The 17,877-nt window shown below is 69.3% G+C and carries 20 protein-coding genes and 1 pseudogene; 8 read left to right on the forward strand and 13 right to left on the reverse strand.

All coding sequences use genetic code 11. The features are described 5' to 3' along the window. Positions 1-3: 3 nt before the first annotated feature. Positions 4-261: a CHASE3 domain-containing protein gene (locus MW290_RS23615; protein ID WP_259373507.1), complete on the forward strand. Its 258-nt coding sequence runs from the start codon at positions 4-6 to the stop codon at positions 259-261. Next, positions 258-713 (forward strand): annotated as a pseudogene (locus tag MW290_RS23620) (methyl-accepting chemotaxis protein); the annotation flags it as partial. The gene MW290_RS23615 and the pseudogene MW290_RS23620, both read left to right, overlap by 4 nt. A gap of 211 nt (positions 714-924) precedes the next feature. Here MW290_RS23620 and MW290_RS23625 read toward each other — a convergent pair. The 4 genes from MW290_RS23625 to guaB all read right to left on the reverse strand — a co-directional run bounded on the left by MW290_RS23625 (position 925) and on the right by guaB (position 6,008). After that, a complete protein-coding gene (locus MW290_RS23625) occupies positions 925-1,368 on the reverse strand; it encodes an Arm DNA-binding domain-containing protein (protein ID WP_250196794.1) in 444 nt (147 codons plus the stop codon). 226 nt (positions 1,369-1,594) lie between these two features. After that, positions 1,595-3,220: a glutamine-hydrolyzing GMP synthase gene (gene guaA, locus MW290_RS23630; RefSeq protein ID WP_250196795.1), complete on the reverse strand. Its 1,626-nt coding sequence runs from the start codon at positions 3,218-3,220 to the stop codon at positions 1,595-1,597. Between the two features lie 11 nt (positions 3,221-3,231). Further along, positions 3,232-4,536, reverse strand: coding sequence for an MFS transporter (locus tag MW290_RS23635; RefSeq protein ID WP_250196796.1), 1,305 nt, complete (start codon positions 4,534-4,536; stop codon positions 3,232-3,234). 2 nt (positions 4,537-4,538) lie between these two features. Next, complete coding sequence (gene guaB / locus MW290_RS23640) at positions 4,539-6,008, reverse strand: IMP dehydrogenase (protein ID WP_250196797.1); 1,470 nt, start codon at positions 6,006-6,008, stop codon at positions 4,539-4,541. Between the two features lie 117 nt (positions 6,009-6,125). Between guaB and MW290_RS23645 the strand changes: the two genes are divergently transcribed. Continuing rightward, entirely contained in the window at positions 6,126-6,662 is a 537-nt protein-coding gene (locus MW290_RS23645) for a DUF4124 domain-containing protein (protein ID WP_250196798.1), read from the forward strand. Positions 6,663-6,686: 24 nt separating this feature from the next. Here MW290_RS23645 and MW290_RS23650 read toward each other — a convergent pair whose 3' ends face one another. The 3 genes from MW290_RS23650 to MW290_RS23660 form a co-directional block, all read right to left on the reverse strand. Next, positions 6,687-7,106: a hypothetical protein gene (locus tag MW290_RS23650; protein WP_250196799.1), complete on the reverse strand. Its 420-nt coding sequence runs from the start codon at positions 7,104-7,106 to the stop codon at positions 6,687-6,689. A 216-nt stretch (positions 7,107-7,322) separates the two neighbouring features. After that, the gene (locus MW290_RS23655; RefSeq protein ID WP_250196800.1) at positions 7,323-7,658 is read right to left on the reverse strand and encodes an RnfH family protein; all 336 of its coding nucleotides are present in this window, start codon (positions 7,656-7,658) and stop codon (positions 7,323-7,325) included. Beyond that, the gene (locus MW290_RS23660) at positions 7,645-8,091 is read right to left on the reverse strand and encodes a type II toxin-antitoxin system RatA family toxin (protein WP_250196801.1); all 447 of its coding nucleotides are present in this window, start codon (positions 8,089-8,091) and stop codon (positions 7,645-7,647) included. The genes MW290_RS23655 and MW290_RS23660 overlap by 14 nt, the downstream gene beginning before the upstream one ends. A gap of 90 nt (positions 8,092-8,181) precedes the next feature. Between MW290_RS23660 and smpB the strand changes: the two genes are divergently transcribed. Next, a complete protein-coding gene (smpB, locus tag MW290_RS23665) occupies positions 8,182-8,643 on the forward strand; it encodes an SsrA-binding protein SmpB (protein WP_250196802.1) in 462 nt (153 codons plus the stop codon). A gap of 12 nt (positions 8,644-8,655) precedes the next feature. On the opposite strand, the gene MW290_RS23670 is transcribed toward smpB, so the two are convergent. From MW290_RS23670 to MW290_RS23695, 6 genes are all read right to left on the reverse strand, one after another. Next, entirely contained in the window at positions 8,656-9,864 is a 1,209-nt protein-coding gene (locus MW290_RS23670) for a PLP-dependent transferase (protein ID WP_250196803.1), read from the reverse strand. 25 nt (positions 9,865-9,889) lie between these two features. Then, complete coding sequence (gene rimO / locus MW290_RS23675) at positions 9,890-11,287, reverse strand: 30S ribosomal protein S12 methylthiotransferase RimO (RefSeq protein WP_250196804.1); 1,398 nt, start codon at positions 11,285-11,287, stop codon at positions 9,890-9,892. A 27-nt stretch (positions 11,288-11,314) separates the two neighbouring features. Continuing rightward, positions 11,315-11,875, reverse strand: a complete 561-nt coding sequence (gene phaR / locus MW290_RS23680) for a polyhydroxyalkanoate synthesis repressor PhaR (RefSeq protein WP_250196805.1) — start codon at positions 11,873-11,875, stop codon at positions 11,315-11,317. A 98-nt stretch (positions 11,876-11,973) separates the two neighbouring features. Next, positions 11,974-12,711: a DUF6134 family protein gene (locus tag MW290_RS23685; protein WP_250196806.1), complete on the reverse strand. Its 738-nt coding sequence runs from the start codon at positions 12,709-12,711 to the stop codon at positions 11,974-11,976. Further along, positions 12,708-13,523 carry a DUF1295 domain-containing protein gene (locus MW290_RS23690; RefSeq protein WP_250196807.1) on the reverse strand — a complete coding sequence of 272 codons (816 nt, stop codon included), beginning with the start codon at positions 13,521-13,523 and terminating at the stop codon, positions 12,708-12,710. The genes MW290_RS23685 and MW290_RS23690 overlap by 4 nt, the downstream gene beginning before the upstream one ends. Continuing rightward, positions 13,520-14,572 carry an SAM-dependent methyltransferase gene (locus MW290_RS23695; protein WP_250196808.1) on the reverse strand — a complete coding sequence of 351 codons (1,053 nt, stop codon included), beginning with the start codon at positions 14,570-14,572 and terminating at the stop codon, positions 13,520-13,522. Before MW290_RS23695 ends, MW290_RS23690 begins: the two co-directional genes overlap by 4 nt. A gap of 265 nt (positions 14,573-14,837) precedes the next feature. Here MW290_RS23695 and modA point away from each other — a divergent pair, with 265 nt between their 5' ends. Genes modA through MW290_RS23715 form a run of 4 tightly spaced genes read left to right on the forward strand, consistent with a single transcriptional unit; the run spans position 14,838 to position 17,871 of the window. After that, on the forward strand, positions 14,838-15,587 hold the full coding sequence (modA, locus tag MW290_RS23700) for a molybdate ABC transporter substrate-binding protein (protein ID WP_250196809.1): 750 nt from the start codon (positions 14,838-14,840) through the stop codon (positions 15,585-15,587). Positions 15,588-15,595: 8 nt separating this feature from the next. Continuing rightward, positions 15,596-16,282 carry a molybdate ABC transporter permease subunit gene (modB, locus tag MW290_RS23705; RefSeq protein ID WP_250196810.1) on the forward strand — a complete coding sequence of 229 codons (687 nt, stop codon included), beginning with the start codon at positions 15,596-15,598 and terminating at the stop codon, positions 16,280-16,282. Between the two features lie 6 nt (positions 16,283-16,288). Next, positions 16,289-17,050 (forward strand): sulfate/molybdate ABC transporter ATP-binding protein, encoded by a 762-nt coding sequence (locus MW290_RS23710; RefSeq protein ID WP_250196811.1) that lies wholly within the window; start codon positions 16,289-16,291, stop codon positions 17,048-17,050. Then, a complete protein-coding gene (locus MW290_RS23715) occupies positions 17,050-17,871 on the forward strand; it encodes a TOBE domain-containing protein (RefSeq protein WP_250196812.1) in 822 nt (273 codons plus the stop codon). The genes MW290_RS23710 and MW290_RS23715 overlap by 1 nt, the downstream gene beginning before the upstream one ends. Positions 17,872-17,877: the final 6 nt, after the last annotated feature.

Here is a 17,877-nt window from a genome sequence, read left to right on the forward strand (position 1 = left end):
AACATGTTGACTAGCATGGTCGACATCGAAACCGGGCTGCGGGGGTTTATCGCCAGCGGCGATGAGCGATTTCTGGAGCCGCTCAAGCAGGGCAGACAAGACTTCAAGCAGCACTTCAATGAAGCGAAGTCGCTCACCTCCGACAACGCGACCCAGCAGGATCGCCTGGCGAAGATGGATGAGCGGCACCAAGCCTTCCTGAAGGTGGCCGAGAGCCTGATGACGCTGCGCCGCGCCGTGACGGCAGGCACCGCGACCTGAACGCGGCCGTGGAAGCTGCCCGGGCCGGTGAGCAAGGCCCCGGCTTCGCGGTGGTGGCCGGTGAGGTTCGCGACTTGGCGCAGCGCAGTGCCGAAGCAGCCAAGGAGATCAAGTCGCTGATCCTGCGCAGCACCGAACAGGTGGAGCAAGGCACTGCCCTGGTCGATCAGGCCGGACGAACCATGCAGGACATCGTCGCCTCCATCCAGCGGGTGTCCGACATCGTCGCCGAGATCAGTGCGGCCAGCGTCGAGCAGACCTCAGGCATCCAACAGGTAGGCGAAGCGGTGACCGACATGGACCGCGGCACCCAGCAGAACGCCGCGCTCGTGGAAGAAAGTGCCGCCGCCGCCGAGAGCCTGCGTCGGCAGGCCGAACAGCTGGTGCAGGCAGTGGCCGTCTTCAGGCTGACCGGGGGAAAGCGCATGGATGCAAGTGCCACCGGCGTGTGAGCAGGCGCAACAACCGGCGAGGCCTAGCGCGTGACGGACATGGCACGCGAGCTGCCGCATGCTCCTCGCCCCTTCAGAAGTCGTGCCGGGCCACTGCGCCCCGTCCCCCGCAGCACCAGTTCCCTCGCGTGCACGACGGGACCCCGTCCCCGATCGCGCTTGACGCGATCAAGCAGTTCGCCGAAGGCAACCGGCTTGATCTCATAGAGGTTCAGTTTGGCGAAGGGACTCTCGAGAATCCGGCTGTAGATGGAGCGTCGCAGCGAAAGGCATCGGCGACTTCACTGCGCTGCTCGACTTTCGCCCGAGCAGGTGAACGTCCGGAGCTGACATCGACTCGGGCGCGCGCCAGCAGCAGGCGGGCCCCCTCCAACGTCACGTCCATGCCGTAGGCCAGATGGGATCTTTCGGCCAGCCGAGCCACGGGCTCGTGGCGACCGATGGTCAACGTCTCGCGTCGGCCACCCAGCCTGTAATCGTAGCGGAACGACCGACTCCCGCTGGGCGAGACCACGACGTACAGGCCGTTGCCTCCGTCGCTGACCTTGTAGGGCCGCTCGCGGGGCTGCATATCGCGCAGCTTGGCATCCGTCAAACCCTGCCGCGCCTTCTGACTGCCGGGCACGACGCCAGCCCGCTTCACCGAGGTGTCCATGAGATCTCCGATCCATTGCCTGTCGCAGGACCGGGATACCGTCATGAGGGCTGACGGTATCGCCGCTGGCCTGCCAGCGTAGGTGCTCGGATACCGTCAGATCAACCGTCAGGACGCGCGGGACGAGGTGGGATCGGGCGGGACGGCCGTAGACGCTAAGTCCTTGTCCCTGCAACGAAATCGGATTGTTCTGGGATGGCCCCAAACACCATGGGACCATCTTGTCTCATTCCCACTCGATCGTCGCCGGCGGCTTGCTGCTCACGTCGTAGGTCACGCGGTTGATGCCGCGCACCTCGTTGATGATGCGGCCCGAGACCTTCTTCAGCAAGCCGTAGGGCAGCTCGGCCCAGTCGGCGGTCATGAAGTCGCTGGTCTGCACCGCGCGCAGCGCCACCACGTAGTCGTAGGTGCGGCCGTCGCCCATCACGCCCACGCTCTTGACCGGCAGGAACACGGTGAAGGCCTGGCTGGTCAGGTCGTACCAGCTCTTGCCGGTGGCCTCGTCCTTCCAGTTGCGCAGCTCCTCGATGAAGATGGCGTCGGCCCGGCGCAGCAGGTCGGCGTATTCCTTCTTCACCTCGCCCAGGATGCGCACGCCCAGGCCCGGGCCCGGGAACGGGTGGCGGTACACCATCTCATGCGGCAGGCCCAGGGCCACGCCCAGTTCGCGCACCTCGTCCTTGAACAGGTCGCGCAGCGGCTCCAGCAGCTTCAGGCCCAGCTGCTCGGGCAGGCCCCCCACGTTGTGGTGGCTCTTGATGGTCACGGCCTTCTTGGTCTTGGCACCGCCCGACTCGATCACGTCGGGGTAGATGGTGCCTTGCGCCAGCCACTTGGCACCCTTGGCAGCGCGGCCGCTGCCATCGGCATTCACCCCTGTGCCCACCAGCTTGGCCGCCTCCTGCTTAAACACGGTGACGAACTCGGCGCCGATGATCTTGCGCTTGGCCTCGGGGTCGCTCACGCCGGCCAGCTTGCCCAGGAACAGCTCGCTGGCGTCCACGCGGATGACCTTGGCCTGCAGCTGGCCGACGAACATGTCCATCACCATGTCGCCTTCGTTCAGGCGCAGCAGGCCATGGTCCACGAACACGCAGGTCAGCTGGTCGCCGATGGCGCGGTGGATCAGCGCCGCAGCCACGCTCGAATCGACGCCGCCCGACAGCCCGAGGATCACCTCCTCGTCGCCCACCTGTTCGCGGATGCGGGCCACCGCCTCGGCGATGTGGTCCTTCATCACCCAGTCGGGCCTGGCGCCGGCGATGGTGAGCACGAAGCGCTCGAGCAGCGCCCGGCCCTGCAGCGTGTGCGTCACCTCGGGGTGAAACTGCACCGCGTAGTAGCCGCGCGCTTCGTCGGCCATGCCGGCGATCGGGCAGCTGGGCGTGCTGGCCATCAGCTTGAAGCCCGGCGGCAGCGCGGTGACCTTGTCGCCGTGGCTCATCCACACCTTGAGCATGCCGTGGCCTTCAGCGGTGCTGAAGTCCTCGATGCCTTGCAGCAGCTTCGTGTGGCCGTGGGCGCGTACCTCGGCGTAGCCGAATTCGCGGTGGTCGCTGGCTTCCACCTGACCGCCTTGCTGTACCGCCATCGTGAACATGCCGTAGCAGATGCCCAGCACCGGCACGCCCAGGTCCCACACCGCCTGCGGTGCACGCAGCTGGTGGTCTTCATAGGTGCTGGCATGGCTGCCCGACAGGATGATGCCCTTGGGCGCGAACTGCCGAACGAAATCGTCGCTGACGTCGTTCGGGTGGATCTCGCAATAGACGTGGGCCTCGCGCACGCGGCGGGCGATCAGCTGCGTGACCTGGGAGCCGAAGTCGAGGATGAGGATCTTGTCGTGCATGGTGATGCCAGTCAGGGGTGGACGTCGGCGGCCGCGGGGGCGGTGGCGCTGTCTGGAGCGGAGGAACGGGAAACGGAAAATGTGGGCGCCCGGCGGAAATGCCGCCAGGCCAGCAGCGTGGCCACGGCCTGCAGGCCGGCGCAGAAATAGAACGGCGCGCCCACCCGCCAGTCGCCGGCGGGCAGGTGCGAGACGAAGCCCAGCAGGCCAGCGCCGATCACCGGGGCAATCACCGCCATCAGGCTGTTGATGCCGGACAGGGCGCCCAGGGTCTTGCCCTGGGTGTCGGCCTCCGCCGCATTGGAGACGATGCTCTGCAGCGCCGCGGTGACGGCATAGCCCAGCACGTTGGCGATGATGAAGACGTACATCATCCAGCCCTCGGTGGCGGCAGCCCAGCCCAGGTAGCACAGGCCCGCCGACAGCAGCCCCAGCAGCGCCAGCCGCTGGGCCTTGAAGCGCTTGAGCAGCATGCGCATCAGGCCGCCCTGCACGATGATCATCATGATGCCGATCGCGAACAGCGACCAGCCGTTTTCACGCGGGCCCCAGCCGAACTTGAAGGCGGTGTACAGCACCCAGGTCGAATGCAGCATCAGCTGCGCCAGCGTGGCAAAGGCAATGGCGATGACCAGCGGGCCGATGCCTTGCAGCCGCGTGAGCCCACGCAGCGCAGACACCGGATTGGCCTTGCGCCACTCGAACGGGCTGCGCCGCTCGGGCGGCAGCGATTCAGGCAGCACGAAAAAGCCGTACAGCAGGTTCAGCAAGGCCAGCGCGCCCGCCACGTAGAACGGCAGGTGCAGGTCGATGCTGCCCAGCAGCCCGCCCATCACCGGCCCCAGCACGAAGCCCAGGCCGAACATCGCGCCCAGCAGCGCGAAGCGGCGTGCACGGTCTTCGGGCGGCGTGATGTCGGCCACGTAGGCATTGGCCACCGCGGCATTGGCCTGCAGCGCGCCGCTGACCAGCCGCACCGCGATCAGCATCCACAGCGCGTTGGCCAGGCCCGTGACGAAGAAGCTCAAAGCCAGGCCGGTGAAGCCGAGCAGCAGCACCGGCCGGCGGCCGTAGCGGTCGGACAGCGCGCCCAGCACCGGCGCGCCGAAGAAGTTGGCGATGCCGAAGGCGAAGGAGACGGCGCCGAACCAGAAGGCCTGGTCGGCCTGGCTGCCGGTGAAGGTGCCCACCAGGGGCGCCAGCACCGGGATGATCAGGCCGATCGACACCATGTCGATCAGCACCGTGATCAGAATGAATGGCAGGGCCGCGGCCCGCCGGGCGGGTACGCCCGCCCCGCGCGCGTCGGCGTCCATCGTCATTCAGCGCGGTAGTTCGGCGCTTCCTTGGTGATCTGCACGTCGTGCACGTGGCTCTCGCGGATGCCGGCGGTGCTGATCTCGACGAACTCGGCCTTGGTCTGCATCTCTTCGATGGTGGCGCAGCCGCAGTAGTGCATCGAGGCGCGCAGGCCGCCGGCCATCTGGAAGATGATGCCCACCACCGAACCCTTGTACGGCACCTGGCCCTCGATGCCTTCCGGCACCAGCTTGGTGGTGTTGGGGTTGTTGGTGGCGCCTTCCTGAAAGTAGCGGTCGGCCGAGCCCTGCTGCATGGCGCCGATGGAGCCCATGCCGCGGTAGCTCTTGTAGCTGCGGCCCTGGTACAGGATGACCTCGCCCGGCGCTTCTTCGGTGCCGGCGAAGGCGCTGCCCATCATCACGGTGCTGGCGCCCGCGGCGATGGCCTTGGCCAGGTCGCCCGAGTAGCGCACGCCGCCGTCGGCGATCAGCGGCACGCCGGTGCCCTTGAGCGCCGTGGCCACGCCGTCGATGGCCATGATCTGCGGCACGCCCACGCCGGTGACGATGCGAGTGGTGCAGATGGAGCCGGGGCCGATGCCGACCTTGACCGCATCGGCGCCAGCTTCCACCAGCGCCAGCGCAGCCGCGCCGGTGGCGATGTTGCCGCCGATCACGTCCACGCCCGGGTAGTGCTTCTTGACCCAGCGCACGCGGTCGATCACGCCGGCGCTGTGGCCGTGGGCGGTGTCGACCACCAGCACGTCGACGCCGGCCTTGACCAGCAGCTCGACGCGTTCTTCGGTGCCGTCGCCCACGCCCACCGCCGCGCCCACGCGCAGCTTGCCCTGGGCGTCACGCGCGGCATTGGGGAAGGTGGTCTGCTTGGTGATGTCCTTGACGGTCATCAGGCCGCGCAGCTCGAAGCCCTCGCCCACCACCACCACACGCTCGAGCTTGTGCTGGTGCATCAGCGCCTTGGCCTCGGCCAGCGAAGCGCCCTCCTTCACCGTGACCAGGCGCTCCTGCGGCGTCATGATCTGGCGGGCGGTGACGTCCATGCGCGTCTCGAAGCGCAGGTCGCGGTTGGTGACGATGCCGATGACCGTCTTGCCCTGCACCACCGGGAAACCCGAGACGCCGTGCTGCTCGGACAGCGCGATCACTTCGCGCACCGTCATGTCGGGGCCGATGGTGATGGGGTCGCGCAGCACGCCCGATTCATAGCGCTTGACGCGTGCCACCTCGGCCGCCTGCTGCTTGGCCGTGAGGTTCTTGTGCACGATGCCGATGCCACCTTCCTGGGCCAGCGCAATGGCCAGCCGGGCTTCGGTGACGGTGTCCATCGCGGCGGACACCAGCGGCAGGTTCAGCGTGATGTTGCGCGAAAGCTGGGTGGTGAGGCTCGTATCGCGGGGCAGAACCTGCGAGAACGCTGGCACCAACAACACGTCGTCGAAGGTGAGGGCTTTGCCAAGAAGGCGCATGAGAAAGCTCCAGTCGCAAAGCGCGATTATAGGTAAGCGCGCGGCTTCTTCCGGGATGGGGCTGCTGCACCGCTACACTGCGCGGTTATCTCCTTCACTGGCCTGGCCCGCCGCGTCATGCACCGCACTCCCCCGTTCATGATCCGAGGCGCGCTGTGCGCACCGGCCCTGGCGCTGCTGCTGTCGGCCCTGCCGCACGGCGCCCTGGCGCAGTGGGTGTGGAAGGACCAGCGCGGCCAGGTGCATGCCAGCGACCTGCCGCCGCCGCGCGACATCCCCGACAAGAACGTGATCCAGCGGCCCTCCGCGGCCACGCCACCGGCCCGAGCGACCACGCCGGCTCCGGCCGCTGCCGGCGGCTCCGCCGTGCCACTGGCACCAGGGGCATCGTCGGCGCGTACCGACCCCGAGCTGGAAACACGCAAGCGCCGCGCGGACGAAGAACAGGCGGCGCAGAAGAAGGCCGAAGAAGCCCGCCAGGCCGGCCTGCGCATCGAGAACTGCAACCGCGCGCGCGATGCGCTGCGCCAGCTGGAAAGCGGCATGCGCATCGCCCGCGTCAATGACAAGGGCGAGCGCGAGATCCTGGACGACCAGGCCCGCAGCGCCGAGACCGTCCGCGCCCGTCAGCTGGCCGCCAGCGAGTGCCGCTGAAGCCCTGACCGGCCCGCGGCGCGATCAGCGCGGCATCAAACGCAGACCGGCTTCCACGCGCGCCCGCTCGGCCGCGCTGAAGTGCCGCTGCAGGTGAGCCTGCAAGGCGGCGTCGCGCTGCTGCGGCGTCAGCTCGGCCATCGCTTCGAGCCGCAGCTGCTCCGACCTGGCATCCGACAGGCGCCGCTCCCAGTCGGAAGCAGCGGCCGGCGTCGGCTGCTCGAGCGGCGCAAAGCCCAGCGTCAGCGGTGGCTGCGCCGAGAAGCTGGTATCCGCTTGGGTACTCCAGCCCGCCTCTGCCGGTGCTGCAAGCCGGATGTCGACCGACGCGGCGTCGGCAACCGGCACATTAGGGGCCGTGCCGGGCACAGAGCGCAAGCCCCACACCAGCATCCACAGGCCCAACACCAGCACGGCCAGCGAGAACAGGCGCCAGACGGTCATGGCGCCAAGCGCCTTGCAACCCGAACGGAAGGGCGGACGGGCCGTGCGATCTGAGGGGATGACATGGGCAAGCAGGACTCGGCGAACAACGGCTGAAGAAGCGCCTTGACCGCCGGCGCAGGACACAAAATCTTACCCCGCAAAAACCCTGATACCTGGGCTTGACTTGGTCAATGTTTGCGGACCGAACGGCGCCCTACGCCCCCTCTGCAGCTGTCAGCCGCGCGCCGCCGGCGGCGTCTTGCGCCCCTGTCGCTGGCCCTTGTAGCGCAGCCGCCGGGCCTCTTTGGGGTCGACTTGCAGCGGGCGGTACAGCTCCACGCGGTCGAGGTCGCGCAGCGGCTGGGCGGGTGGCGCCAGGCGCCCCCAGACACCCACCTTCCAGGCATCGGCGGCCAGGCCATGGCGCTCGGCCAGGCCGCTGCGGGCCAGCGCATCGCCCACGGTGCTGCCGGGGGGTAGCTGCAGCGCCACGCGCTCGGTGTGCTCCGCCGCGGGGCTGCAGACCACCTCGATGCGCAGGAGGCCGGCGCTGCCTTCAGCGGTTGCCATACACGGCTTCGGCGCGCTTGACGAAGCTGTCGACGAAGGTGTTGGCGATGCGGTCGAACACCGGGCTCACCGCTGCGCTGAGCGTGCGGCTGCTGAAGGCGTATTCGAGGTCGAACTCGACCTTGCAGGCCTGCTGGTCGCCCTGCCCCACCGGCTTGAACAGCCAGGTGCCTTCCAGCGTGGAGAAGGGGCCATCCACCAGGTGCATGCGCATCGATTCGCCCGGCACGTTGACGTTGCGGGTGGTGAAAGCCTGGCGCACCCCCAGGTACTTGAGGTGCAGGCGGGCGGTCATGCCGCTGTCGTCGCGGGACAGAACCTCGGCCTGTTCGCACCAGGGCAGGAACTTGGGGTAGTCCTCCACCTTGCTGACCAGTTCGTACATCTCCTGCGGCGAGTACCACAGCAAGACCGACTTTTTCACGTGCTTCATAGAATGGTCAGGATTGTAGGCGGCCGCTGTGGCCCCACTTGCCCAGCAGCGGGACCTGTTCCCCGCCCATAACTCGAACACTGCCGCCCCATGAGCAACATCGCCGAAAACCGCCGCGCCCGCTTCGAATACCACCTCGAAGAACATCACGAGGCCGGCATGGTGCTGCAAGGCTGGGAAGTGAAGGCGGTGCGCGCCGGCCAGGTGCAGCTGACCGATGGCTACGTGCTGATCCGCGATGGCGAGCTGTTCCTGATCGGCTGCCGCATCAATGCGCTGCGCGAGGCCAGCACCCATGTGCACCCCGAGGCCGACCGCACCAAGAAGCTGCTGATGAAGAAGGACGAGATCAAGCGTCTCATCGGCAAGGTGGAACAGCGCGGCTTCACGCTCGTGCCGCTGAACCTGCACTACAAGGGCGGGCGGGTAAAGGCCGAGATCGCGCTGGCCAAGGGCAAAGCCGAGCACGACAAGCGCAACACCGAGAAGAAGCGCGACTGGGAACGCGAGAAGGGCCGGCTGATGAGGCACAAGGTCTCATCGAAGGCCTGACCCTGTCTGCCTTCAGCGGCTCAGCGCCGCCAGTGCCTGTTCCACGTCGGCCGTGAGGTCGTCCAACGCCTCCAGCCCCAGGCAGAAGCGCACCAGCGTGCCTGTGTAGGGGGTCGGCAGGCTGCGCATCTCGGCCGCCTGGTACGGCACGGCCAGGCTCACCGGGCCGCCCCACGACCAGCCGATCTTGAAGCGCTGCAACGCATCCACGAAGGCGTCCACCTGCGCCGCGGTGTAGCGTTCGTCGAACTCCACCGTCACCAGACCGGCGGCCGCGCGGCACAAGGCCTTCCAGTGCGCATGGCCGGGTGAGTCGGGCAGCGCCGGGTGCAGCACCCGCTTGAACTCGGCACGGCCCAGGCACCATTGCGCGAAGCCGCGGCCCGCCGCGTCCTGCGCGGCATAGCGCAGCGGCATCGAGGGCAGCGAGCGCAGGATGGCCTCGACGTCGTTGACGCCCACGCCCAGCCCCAGCCGCGCACGCGCCCAGGCCAGCTTGGCATGCAGGCCGGCATCGCGGTAAACCACCGAGCCCATCAACACATCGCCGCCGCCCGAGGGGTACTTGGTGAGGGCATGGATGGTGAGGTCCACGCCCGCACCGGCGAAGGCATCGAAGGCCAGGCCGGCGCCCCAGGTGTTGTCCAGCGCCACCTTGGCCTGCGGCGCATGTTCACGCACGGTGCGCACCAGCGCCGGCAGGTCGGGAAACTCCAGCGTCACCGAACCCGGCGCCTCGGTCCACACCAGCCTGGTGGCCGGCGTGATGGCCGCGGCCAATGAGGCCGGGTCCATCGCGTCATACAGCCCCATGGTGATGCCCCAGCGCGCCAGGTCGTCGCGTGCGAAGCGGGTGCCGGGGCCGTAGCCGTTGTCGGGCAGCAGCACATGGTCGCCGGCCTTCAGCAGCGCGATGTCCACCAGCGTGATGGCCGCCAGGCCGCTGGGCACCAGCAGCGCGTGGGTGCCGCCTTCCAGCGTGGCCAGCCGCTCTTCCAGCAGGAAGGTGGTGGGCGTGCCGTGCAGGCCATAGGTGTAGGCCGACTTGTCGATCCAGCGGCTGCTGCGCATGGCCGCCGTGTTCTCGAAGTAGACGGTGGAGGCCTTGAACACGCCGGCCATCGGCGCCGCAAAGGCCGTGGGCGGCTGGTACGGGTGGTGGATCAGGCCGGTGGCACGGCGGGTCACGTCGTCGGCATCGTCGTCCAGGCGGTCGGTCATGGCGGTGGGCGTCCTGCGTCGTCGGTCAGATCGGCATCGCGATCAGGTCGTGGCCCTCGGCCGCGATGATGCGGGCCTTGGTGAACTCACCCACCTTCAGCGTCTTGCTGGCCTTTTGCGGCGGCAGCAGCCGCACGGTGCCGTCGATCTCCGGCGCATCCGCATAGCTGCGGCCCACGCCGCCCTTGCGGCCCAGCGCGGGGGCGCTGTCCACCAGCACCTGCATCGTGGCGCCCACGCGCCGCTGCAGCCGCTGGGCCGAGACCTGCTCGGCCACCGCCATGAAGCGCGAGCGGCGCTCCTCGCGCAGCTCGGCCGGCACCGGGTTGGCGATCTCGTTGGCGGTGGCACCTTCCACCGGCGAATAGGCGAAGCAGCCGGCGCGGTCGATGCCCGCTTCCTGCACGAAGTTCAGCAAGTGCGCGAACTCTTCTTCCGTCTCGCCCGGAAAGCCCGCGATGAAGGTGCTGCGCACCACCAGCTCGGGGCAGATCTCGCGCCAGCGGGCGATGCGTTCCAGGTTGCGCTCACCGCTGGCGGGGCGCTTCATGCGCTTGAGCACGTCGGGGTGCGAGTGCTGGAACGGCACGTCCAGGTACGGCAGGATGCGGCCGGCCGCCATCAGCGGCAGCACCTCGTCCACGTGCGGGTACGGGTACACGTAGTGCAGGCGCACCCAGGCGCCGTGCTGCGCGGCCAGTTCGCCCAGCTTCTCGCACAGGTCGAGCATGCGGGTCTTGACCGGCTTGCCGTCCCAGAAGCCGGTGCGGTACTTCACGTCCACGCCATAGGCGCTGGTGTCCTGGCTGACGACCAGCAGCTCCTTGACGCCGGCCTCGAACAGCGCCTTGGCCTCGCCCAGCACGTCGCCCACGGGGCGGCTGACCAGGTCGCCGCGCATGCTGGGGATGATGCAGAAGGTGCAGCGGTGGTTGCAGCCTTCGCTGATCTTCAGGTAGGCGTAGTGCTTGGGCGTGAGCTTGATGCCCTGCGGCGGCACCAGGTCGATGAAGGGGTCGTGCGGCTTGGGCACGTGCACGTGCACCGCGTCCATCACCTCCTGCGTGGCATGCGGGCCGGTGACGGCCAGCACCTTGGGGTGCACCTCGCGCACCAGGTTGCCGCCATCGGCGCCGGCCTTGGCGCCCAGGCAGCCGGTGACGATGACCTTGCCGTTGTCGGCCAGCGCCTCGCCGATGGTGTCCAGGCTTTCCTTGACCGCGTCGTCGATGAAGCCGCAGGTGTTGACGATCACCAGGTCGGCGCCGGCGAAGGTCTTGCTGGTTTCATAGCCCTCGGCACGCAGCTGCGTGAGGATGAGCTCGGAATCGGTGAGCGCCTTGGGGCAGCCCAGGCTGACGAAGCCGATCTTGGGGGCGGCACCGCTGGCGGCGGGCGTGGCGGGCAAAACGGGGAGGTTCATCCCCGGATTGTCCCGCATCAGGCGGCCTCAGCGCTTGGCCGGCGGGAAGCCCGGGAACAGCGTGCCAGCCTTGGTCATCTGTTCCTGCATCTGGGTGAACAGGTTCTTGGACTGTTCCAGGTAGGTGCTCATCAGGCCCTGCATGCCCGGGGCCTGGCCGCTGAGGAACTGGGTCCACATCTCGGGTGTGAAGGTGGCGTTGCCGGCCAGGCGCTTTTGCAGCTCGACGAAGGTCTGCAGGTTCTTCTCGAGGTAGGCGCCCATCATGCCCTGCATGGAGTGGCCGTAGAACCGGATGATCTGCGCCAGCATCTGCTCGGAGAACATCGGCACGCCGCCGCTCTCCTCTTCCAGGATGATCTGCAGCAGGATGCTGCGCGTCAGGTCTTCGCCGGTCTTGGCGTCTCGCACCTCGAAGGACTCGACGGCCAGCACCATCTGCTTGACGTCGGCCAGCGTGATGTAGCTGCTGGTCTGGGTGTCGTAGAGGCGGCGGTTGGGGTATTTCTTCAGGACGCGCGGCCCATCACCGGCGGGGGCGCCGGCATCGGCAGCATCCGCGGACACACCGCGGCGGGGGGAAGCCATGCAGGGAACTCCTGATCGGGGTGGCAGTTGCCAAACGATTCTAGGGGGGCCCTGCCTCACACCGCGAGGGGTTTTCCCGCGGTGCAGCAATCACGCGCTCAGCGCAGTCGGTAGCTCAGCCGCCGGCCATTGACGGTGGCGTCCAGCGCCAGCCAGTCGCCGCTGCCGGGGGCGTACCACAGCTCGATCGGCGATTCGTCGCCCGTCAGCCGCCAGTGCTCGGCCGCCACCGGCGTGCCGCGCACCTCCACCATGCCGGTGCCCACCGGCACCAGCTGCACCGCCACGCCGCGGCCGGTCTGCGGGTTGAGCAACTGCGTCTGCCGCCGCATGGCCGGGTTCCAGTAGGCGAAGGTCATGCTGCACGCGGGCAGCGGCGCGGTGCCCGCCGGTGAGGTGACCAGCAGCGACTGCCCGTCCAGCTGGGCCTTCACGGTGCTCACCTTGCCATTGGCATCGGTGCGGGCGTCCAACTCGGCCAGGCAGTCGCCCTGCCAGCGCTCGCGCGCCTCATGCCGGTAGCGGTAGACGGTGATGCCCAGCAGCTTGACGTCGAAGCTGGCGACGCTGACGAGCCGCCGCTCATTGCCGTTGCCGTTGCTGTTGCTGCTCACCAGCGGGCTCAGCGTGAAGCGGTGTTCGCCCACCGGCTTGCCGTCCAGCTGCACCTCGAAGCGCCACTCGGCGGACCCCGCCACCGGCGCAGGCGTGGCGGCGGCACGGGCGGCTGCGGATGGCGCCGGGGTGGCAGACGCTCCGGCGGTGGCCAGCACCAGGGCGACCGACCCCGCTGCGCACAGGATCCATCGGCGGACGGGCAGCGACGCCGAGCTCACTGCCGCCCCTCGGTGGCCGCCGCTGCACCCGACTTCGGCGGTCCGGGCAGGAAGGCATTGGTGCGGGCCACGTACTCGCGGTAGCCGGGGCGGCGTTCATGCATGTCCTTCTCCAGCAGGCTGACGCCCGAGACCTTGAGCAGCAGCACCGTCATCAGCAGCGGCGACAGCAAGGCCCACCAGCCGCCGGCGGCCAGCGCCATCAGGCCCAGGCCCCACCACACGCAGGTCTCGCCGAAGTAGTTGGGGTGGCGCGAGTAGCGCCACAGCCCGCGGTCCATCACCTGGCCCTTGTGCGCCGGGTTGGCCTTGAAAGCGGCCATCTGGCCATCGGCCACCGCTTCGAACACCAGGCCGAACACGGCCAGCGCCGCGCCCAGGCCGTCCAGCCACATCCAGTCGCGCTCGTTGCCCAGCATGCCCAGCGCAGCCGCCAGGAAGGGCAAGGCCACGATCCAGGCGAGCACCGCCTGCAGACCGAACACCAGGTACAGGCTCTTGAAGGCAAAGCCCGGCTGGTTGCGGGCGCGGATGGCCTGGTAGCGGCGGTCTTCGCCATGCCCCCAGTTGCGCCAGGTGATGTAGCCCGCCAGCCGCAGCGCCCACAGGCCGGCGATCACCAGCATGGTGAGCGTGCGCACATCGGTGGCCCCCAGCTGCCAGGCCATGGCGCCGCCGGTGGCCACGATCATCGGGCCCCACACACGGTCGACCAGGCTGGCGTCGTGCCGCGCCACGCTGGCCACCCAGGTCAACACCGCCAGGGCCAGGCCGGCCGTGAAGCCGACGGCCGCCACATGCAGCGTCGTCATCGGTTCGCGGCCCTGGGCGCCAGCAGGTAGTGGCTGACCCACCATTGCTGGCCCTCGTCGTAGCCGAACAGCTCGGCCACCGACAGGAAGAAGAGCCGCCAGCGTGTCCACCAGACCGCGGCCTCGGCGCCGTAGGTGCGCTCGAACAGCGGCCACAGCTGCGGCCTGGCGGCGTCCATGTTGGCCAGCCAGGCCTCGGAGGTGCGCGCGTAGTGGCGGCCATTCCAGCGCCAGCGCTGCTGCAGCTTGAGGTCGTCCTGGCAGTGCAGCACCAGGTCGTCGCTGGGCATCATGCCGCCGGAGAAGAAGTGCTGGCTCATCCAGTCGGTCTCGTCGCGCACCACGAACTCGTACGGCGTGCTGCGGTGGGCGAACACGTGCATGAAGAAGCGCCCGTCGGGCTTGAGCCAGCCCGCCACGCGGCGAAAAGCCTCGGGCCAGTTGCGCAGGTGCTCGAACATCTCCACCGACACCACGCGGTCGTAGCGGTCGCCGGTCTCGAAGTGGTTGACGTCGGCGGTGATGATGCGCAGGTTGCGCAGGCCGCGTTCACGGGCCTGGGCCTCGATGTACTCGCGCTGGGAGTGGGAGTTGGACACGCCGGTGAACAGGCTGTCGGGGTAGCGCTGCGCCATCCACAGCGACAGCGAGCCCCAGCCGCAGCCCAGCTCCAGCACGTTCTGGCCATTGGCCAGGCCGGCGCGCTCGCAGGTGGTGGCCAGTGCGGCGGCCTCGGCCTCGGCCAGGGTGTTCACGCCCTCGGGCCACAGCGCGCAGCTGTACTTCAGGCGCGGGCCCAGCACGGCCTGGAAGAAGGCGGCGGGCACCTCGTAGTGCTGTTCGTTGGCCTTCTCGGTGAGCAAGGCCACCGGCGCCTGGCCCAGCGATCGCACGAACGCGGTGGTCATCTCGGCCGCGGCTTCAGCGTCACGGTCGGCGATCTCGTCCAGCCGCTCCTTCAGCAGCCGGCGGATGCCCAGGCGCACCACCTTGTCGGGCACCAGGCCCTGCTCCACCCAACCCACCGCGACACGCGCGCCTGCAGACATGGCTACTCCTGTGATTGATGCGGCCTGCGCAAGGCTACGCAGCGCCGGCTTGGCTGGATGCAAGCGTAGCCGCTGGCGATGACCTTGGCCGTTGGGCGCGCGAATGCCCGGCCATGCCGCTGGGCTGAGCGTGGAAGGCGAGGCCCGCTGGTTATGCATTGCGCTGCATAACGCAGTGCCATCGGAGCGGAATTTGGCCAAGGCGCTCCTCTGTAATAGCGCTCTCTATACTGCTTCATATCGCGACCCTCTTCGCTCTATCGGTATGAAGCTCTCCACCCTGCCCGCGCTGGCGCTGCTGATCGGCTTGGGCGCCGCGCAGGCCGCTGAACTCACGGTTTCGGCCGCGGCCAGCCTGAACAACGCCTTCCAGGAACTGGCACCGGCCTTCGAGGCCGCTCACCCCGGCACCAAGCTGCAATACAACTTCGCGGCCTCGGGCGCGCTGCTGCAGCAGATCGCCAAGGGCGCGCCGGTGGATGTGTTCGTCAGCGCCGACCAGGCCACGATGGACCAGGCGCAGGCCCAGGGCCTGGTGAAGCGCGAGCAGCGCCGCAACGTGATGAGCAACAGCCTGGTGCTGATCGTGCCCGCCGCCAGCACCCAGCCGCCGCGCAGCCTGGGCGACCTGGCGCAGCCCGCCTACCAGCGCGTGGCCATCGGCCTGCCGGCCAGCGTGCCGGTGGGCCGCTACACCCAGCAGGTGCTGCAGGCGGCCGGGCTGTGGACCGCGATCGAGCCGCGCATGATCGGCGCCAACAACGTGCGCCAGGCGCTGGACTACGTGGCCCGTGGCGAGGTGGACGCCGGCTTCGTTTACGCCACCGATGCGGCCCTGGTGCCCGGCAAGGTGAAGGTGGCCCTGACGGTGCCGACGACCGAGCCCATCCTTTACCCGGCCGCGCCCATGGCGGGCAGTGCGCAGCCCGAGCTGGCGCAGCGCTTCGTGCAATGGCTGCTGAGCCCGCCCGCGCAGGCGGTGCTGGCCCGCCATGGCTTCGGGCAGCCGCGTTGAGCACCGGCATGGGCAGCTCGTTCAGCGGCGCGCTGGTGCCGCTGCTGCTCACGCTCAAGGTGGCCGGCTGGGCCACCGCCATCAACCTGGTGCTGGGCATCGGGGCGGGGCTGCTGCTGGCCCGCGCCCGCTTCCCGGGTCGCGACCTGCTGGACGCCGCCCTCACCCTGCCCATGGTGATGCCGCCCACGGTGCTGGGCTACTACCTGCTGGTGCTGATCGGCACGCAGGGGCCGCTGGGCGGCTGGCTGCTGCAGCACTTCGGCATCCGACTGATCTTCAGCTGGCAGGCGGCGGTGATCGCGGCGGCCGTGGTGTCGTTCCCACTCGTGTTCAAGGCCGCGCGCGCGGCCTTCGAGACGGTGGACCCGCAGCTGGAAGATGCCGCCCGCTCGCTGGGCCTGGGCGAGGCCGCCGTGTTCTTCCGCGTCACGCTGCCGCTGGCCTGGCGCGGCATCCTGGCCGGGCTGCTGCTGGCCTTTGCGCGGGCGCTGGGCGAGTTCGGCGCCACGTTGATGGTGGCCGGCAGCATCCCGGGCAAGACGCAGACGCTGTCCATCGCGGTGTACGAAGCGGTGCAGGCCGGCCAGGACGACGTGGCCAACTTCCTGGTGGGCGTCACCTCGCTCACCTGCATCGCGGTGCTGCTGGCCGCCGGCCGGCTGGCGCCGGGGCGTGTGCTGGCGCGGGGATGAAACCACATGGATGACACCGCGCTGCGGCCCGGCCGCTCGGCCACCCGCCCTGCCCCGCCCGCGGCCACCGAAGCCGCCCGGCCGCCCACCTGGGCGCTGCGCCTGCAGCGCCGGCTGCGCCACGGCGACCAGACCTTCACGCTGGACGTGGACCTGACGCTGGCGCAGCCGCATATGGCCCTGGTCGGCCCTTCCGGCGCCGGCAAGACGCAGACGCTCAAGCTCATCGCCGGCATGGCCCGGCCCGACGCCGGCCGCGTGGCCATCGCCGGCCGTGTGCTGCACGACAGCGCAGCCGGCTTCAGCCTGCCGGCGCGCCAGCGGCGGCTGGGCTACGTGTTCCAGGACTACGCGCTGTTCCCGCACCTGACGGTGCGACAGAACATCGGCTTTGCGCTGCGGCGCGGCTGGCTCAATCCGGGGCGCTCGGCCGATGCGCCGCAGGTGGAGCGCTGGGTCAAGGCCTTCCATCTGCAGGCCATCGTCGATCATTACCCGCACCAGATTTCCGGCGGCCAGCGCCAGCGCACCGCGCTGGCCCGCGCACTGGTGACCGAGCCCGACGCGCTGCTGCTGGACGAGCCGTTTGCCGCACTCGACCGGCCGCTGCGCCAGGCCCTGCGCCGCGAGCTGCTGGACCTGCGGGCCGAGGTGGCCGTGCCCACGCTGCTGATCACCCACGACGACGAAGACGCCGAGCTGCTGGCCGATGCCGTGGTGCAGTTGCAGGCCGGTCGGGTGGTGTCGGCGCCCGAGGGTGTGCGCTGATGGCCCGCCATGCCAGGCGCCCCGAACGCCCACGCCTGGGCGGTGAGTTGTGGGTGGATTGCGGGGCTGAACGGCTGGGCGGCGCGGCCCGCATGGCGCTGCTGCGCGCGGTGGCCGACGAAGGCTCCCTGACCCGCGCTGCGCAGGCCGTGGGCCTGAGCTACAAGGGCGCGTGGGACGCCATCGAGGCGATGAACCGCGCCGCCGGCCAGCCGCTGGTCGAGCGCAGTGCCGGTGGCCGTGGCGGCGGCTCGACCCGCCTGACCGAACCCGGCCGGCTGCTGCTGGACCGCTACGAACAGGTGGCCGCGGTGCACCAGCGGCTGCTGCACCTGCTGGACGAAGAAGCCTTCGACCTGCAGGCCGAGGTGTCACTGACGAGGTGGATGATCTTGAAGACCAGCGCCCGCAACCAGTTCAACGGCCGCGTGACCGCCATCCGGGCCGGCGCGGTGAACGACGAGGTGGAGATCAGCGTGGCCGATGGGCCGCGCGTGGTGGCCACGGTGACGCGCGACAGCACCGACGCGCTGGGCCTGCGGCTCAACATGCCGGCGGTGGCACTGGTCAAGGCCTCGTCGGTGATGCTGGCCACCGAACTGGACGGCCTGCGGCTGTCGGCCCGCAACCAGTTCGCGGGTGTGGTGCGCCAGGTGCAGCCCGGCGCGGTGAACAGCGAGGTGACGCTGGACCTGGATGCCGGCGGCAGCGTCACCGCCATCGTCACCCAGTCCAGCGTGCAGGCCATGGGCCTGGCCGCCGGTGGCCGCGCCACCGCCTTCTTCAAGGCGGGCAGCGTGATCGTGGCGGTGAGTGCGTGAAGCCCG

This window comes from Aquincola tertiaricarbonis, from assembly GCF_023573145.1.
GTDB lineage: Bacteria > Pseudomonadota > Gammaproteobacteria > Burkholderiales > Burkholderiaceae_C > Aquincola > Aquincola tertiaricarbonis_B.

Bases quoted from the DNA above. Each gene is read 5' to 3' on its own strand.
- MW290_RS23660 (WP_250196801.1), bottom strand. From the start codon at position 8,091: ATGAAGCACGTGAAAAAGTCGGTCTTGCTGTGGTACTCGCCGCAGGAG.
- phaR (WP_250196805.1), bottom strand. From the start codon at position 11,875: ATGGCTTCCCCCCGCCGCGGTGTGTCCGCGGATGCTGCCGATGCCGGC.
- MW290_RS23690 (WP_250196807.1), bottom strand. From the start codon at position 13,523: ATGACGACGCTGCATGTGGCGGCCGTCGGCTTCACGGCCGGCCTGGCC.
- modA (WP_250196809.1), top strand. From the start codon at position 14,838: ATGAAGCTCTCCACCCTGCCCGCGCTGGCGCTGCTGATCGGCTTGGGC.
- guaB (WP_250196797.1), bottom strand. From the start codon at position 6,008: ATGCGCCTTCTTGGCAAAGCCCTCACCTTCGACGACGTGTTGTTGGTG.
- MW290_RS23655 (WP_250196800.1), bottom strand. From the start codon at position 7,658: ATGGCAACCGCTGAAGGCAGCGCCGGCCTCCTGCGCATCGAGGTGGTC.
- MW290_RS23715 (WP_250196812.1), top strand. From the start codon at position 17,050: ATGGCCCGCCATGCCAGGCGCCCCGAACGCCCACGCCTGGGCGGTGAG.
- rimO (WP_250196804.1), bottom strand. From the start codon at position 11,287: ATGAACCTCCCCGTTTTGCCCGCCACGCCCGCCGCCAGCGGTGCCGCC.
- MW290_RS23650 (WP_250196799.1), bottom strand. From the start codon at position 7,106: ATGACCGTCTGGCGCCTGTTCTCGCTGGCCGTGCTGGTGTTGGGCCTG.
- MW290_RS23635 (WP_250196796.1), bottom strand. From the start codon at position 4,536: ATGGACGCCGACGCGCGCGGGGCGGGCGTACCCGCCCGGCGGGCCGCG.
- guaA (WP_250196795.1), bottom strand. From the start codon at position 3,220: ATGCACGACAAGATCCTCATCCTCGACTTCGGCTCCCAGGTCACGCAG.
- MW290_RS23670 (WP_250196803.1), bottom strand. From the start codon at position 9,864: ATGACCGACCGCCTGGACGACGATGCCGACGACGTGACCCGCCGTGCC.
- MW290_RS23645 (WP_250196798.1), top strand. From the start codon at position 6,126: ATGCACCGCACTCCCCCGTTCATGATCCGAGGCGCGCTGTGCGCACCG.
- MW290_RS23695 (WP_250196808.1), bottom strand. From the start codon at position 14,572: ATGTCTGCAGGCGCGCGTGTCGCGGTGGGTTGGGTGGAGCAGGGCCTG.
- MW290_RS23615 (WP_259373507.1), top strand. From the start codon at position 4: ATGTTGACTAGCATGGTCGACATCGAAACCGGGCTGCGGGGGTTTATC.
- modB (WP_250196810.1), top strand. From the start codon at position 15,596: ATGGGCAGCTCGTTCAGCGGCGCGCTGGTGCCGCTGCTGCTCACGCTC.
- MW290_RS23710 (WP_250196811.1), top strand. From the start codon at position 16,289: ATGGATGACACCGCGCTGCGGCCCGGCCGCTCGGCCACCCGCCCTGCC.
- smpB (WP_250196802.1), top strand. From the start codon at position 8,182: ATGAGCAACATCGCCGAAAACCGCCGCGCCCGCTTCGAATACCACCTC.
- MW290_RS23625 (WP_250196794.1), bottom strand. From the start codon at position 1,368: ATGGACACCTCGGTGAAGCGGGCTGGCGTCGTGCCCGGCAGTCAGAAG.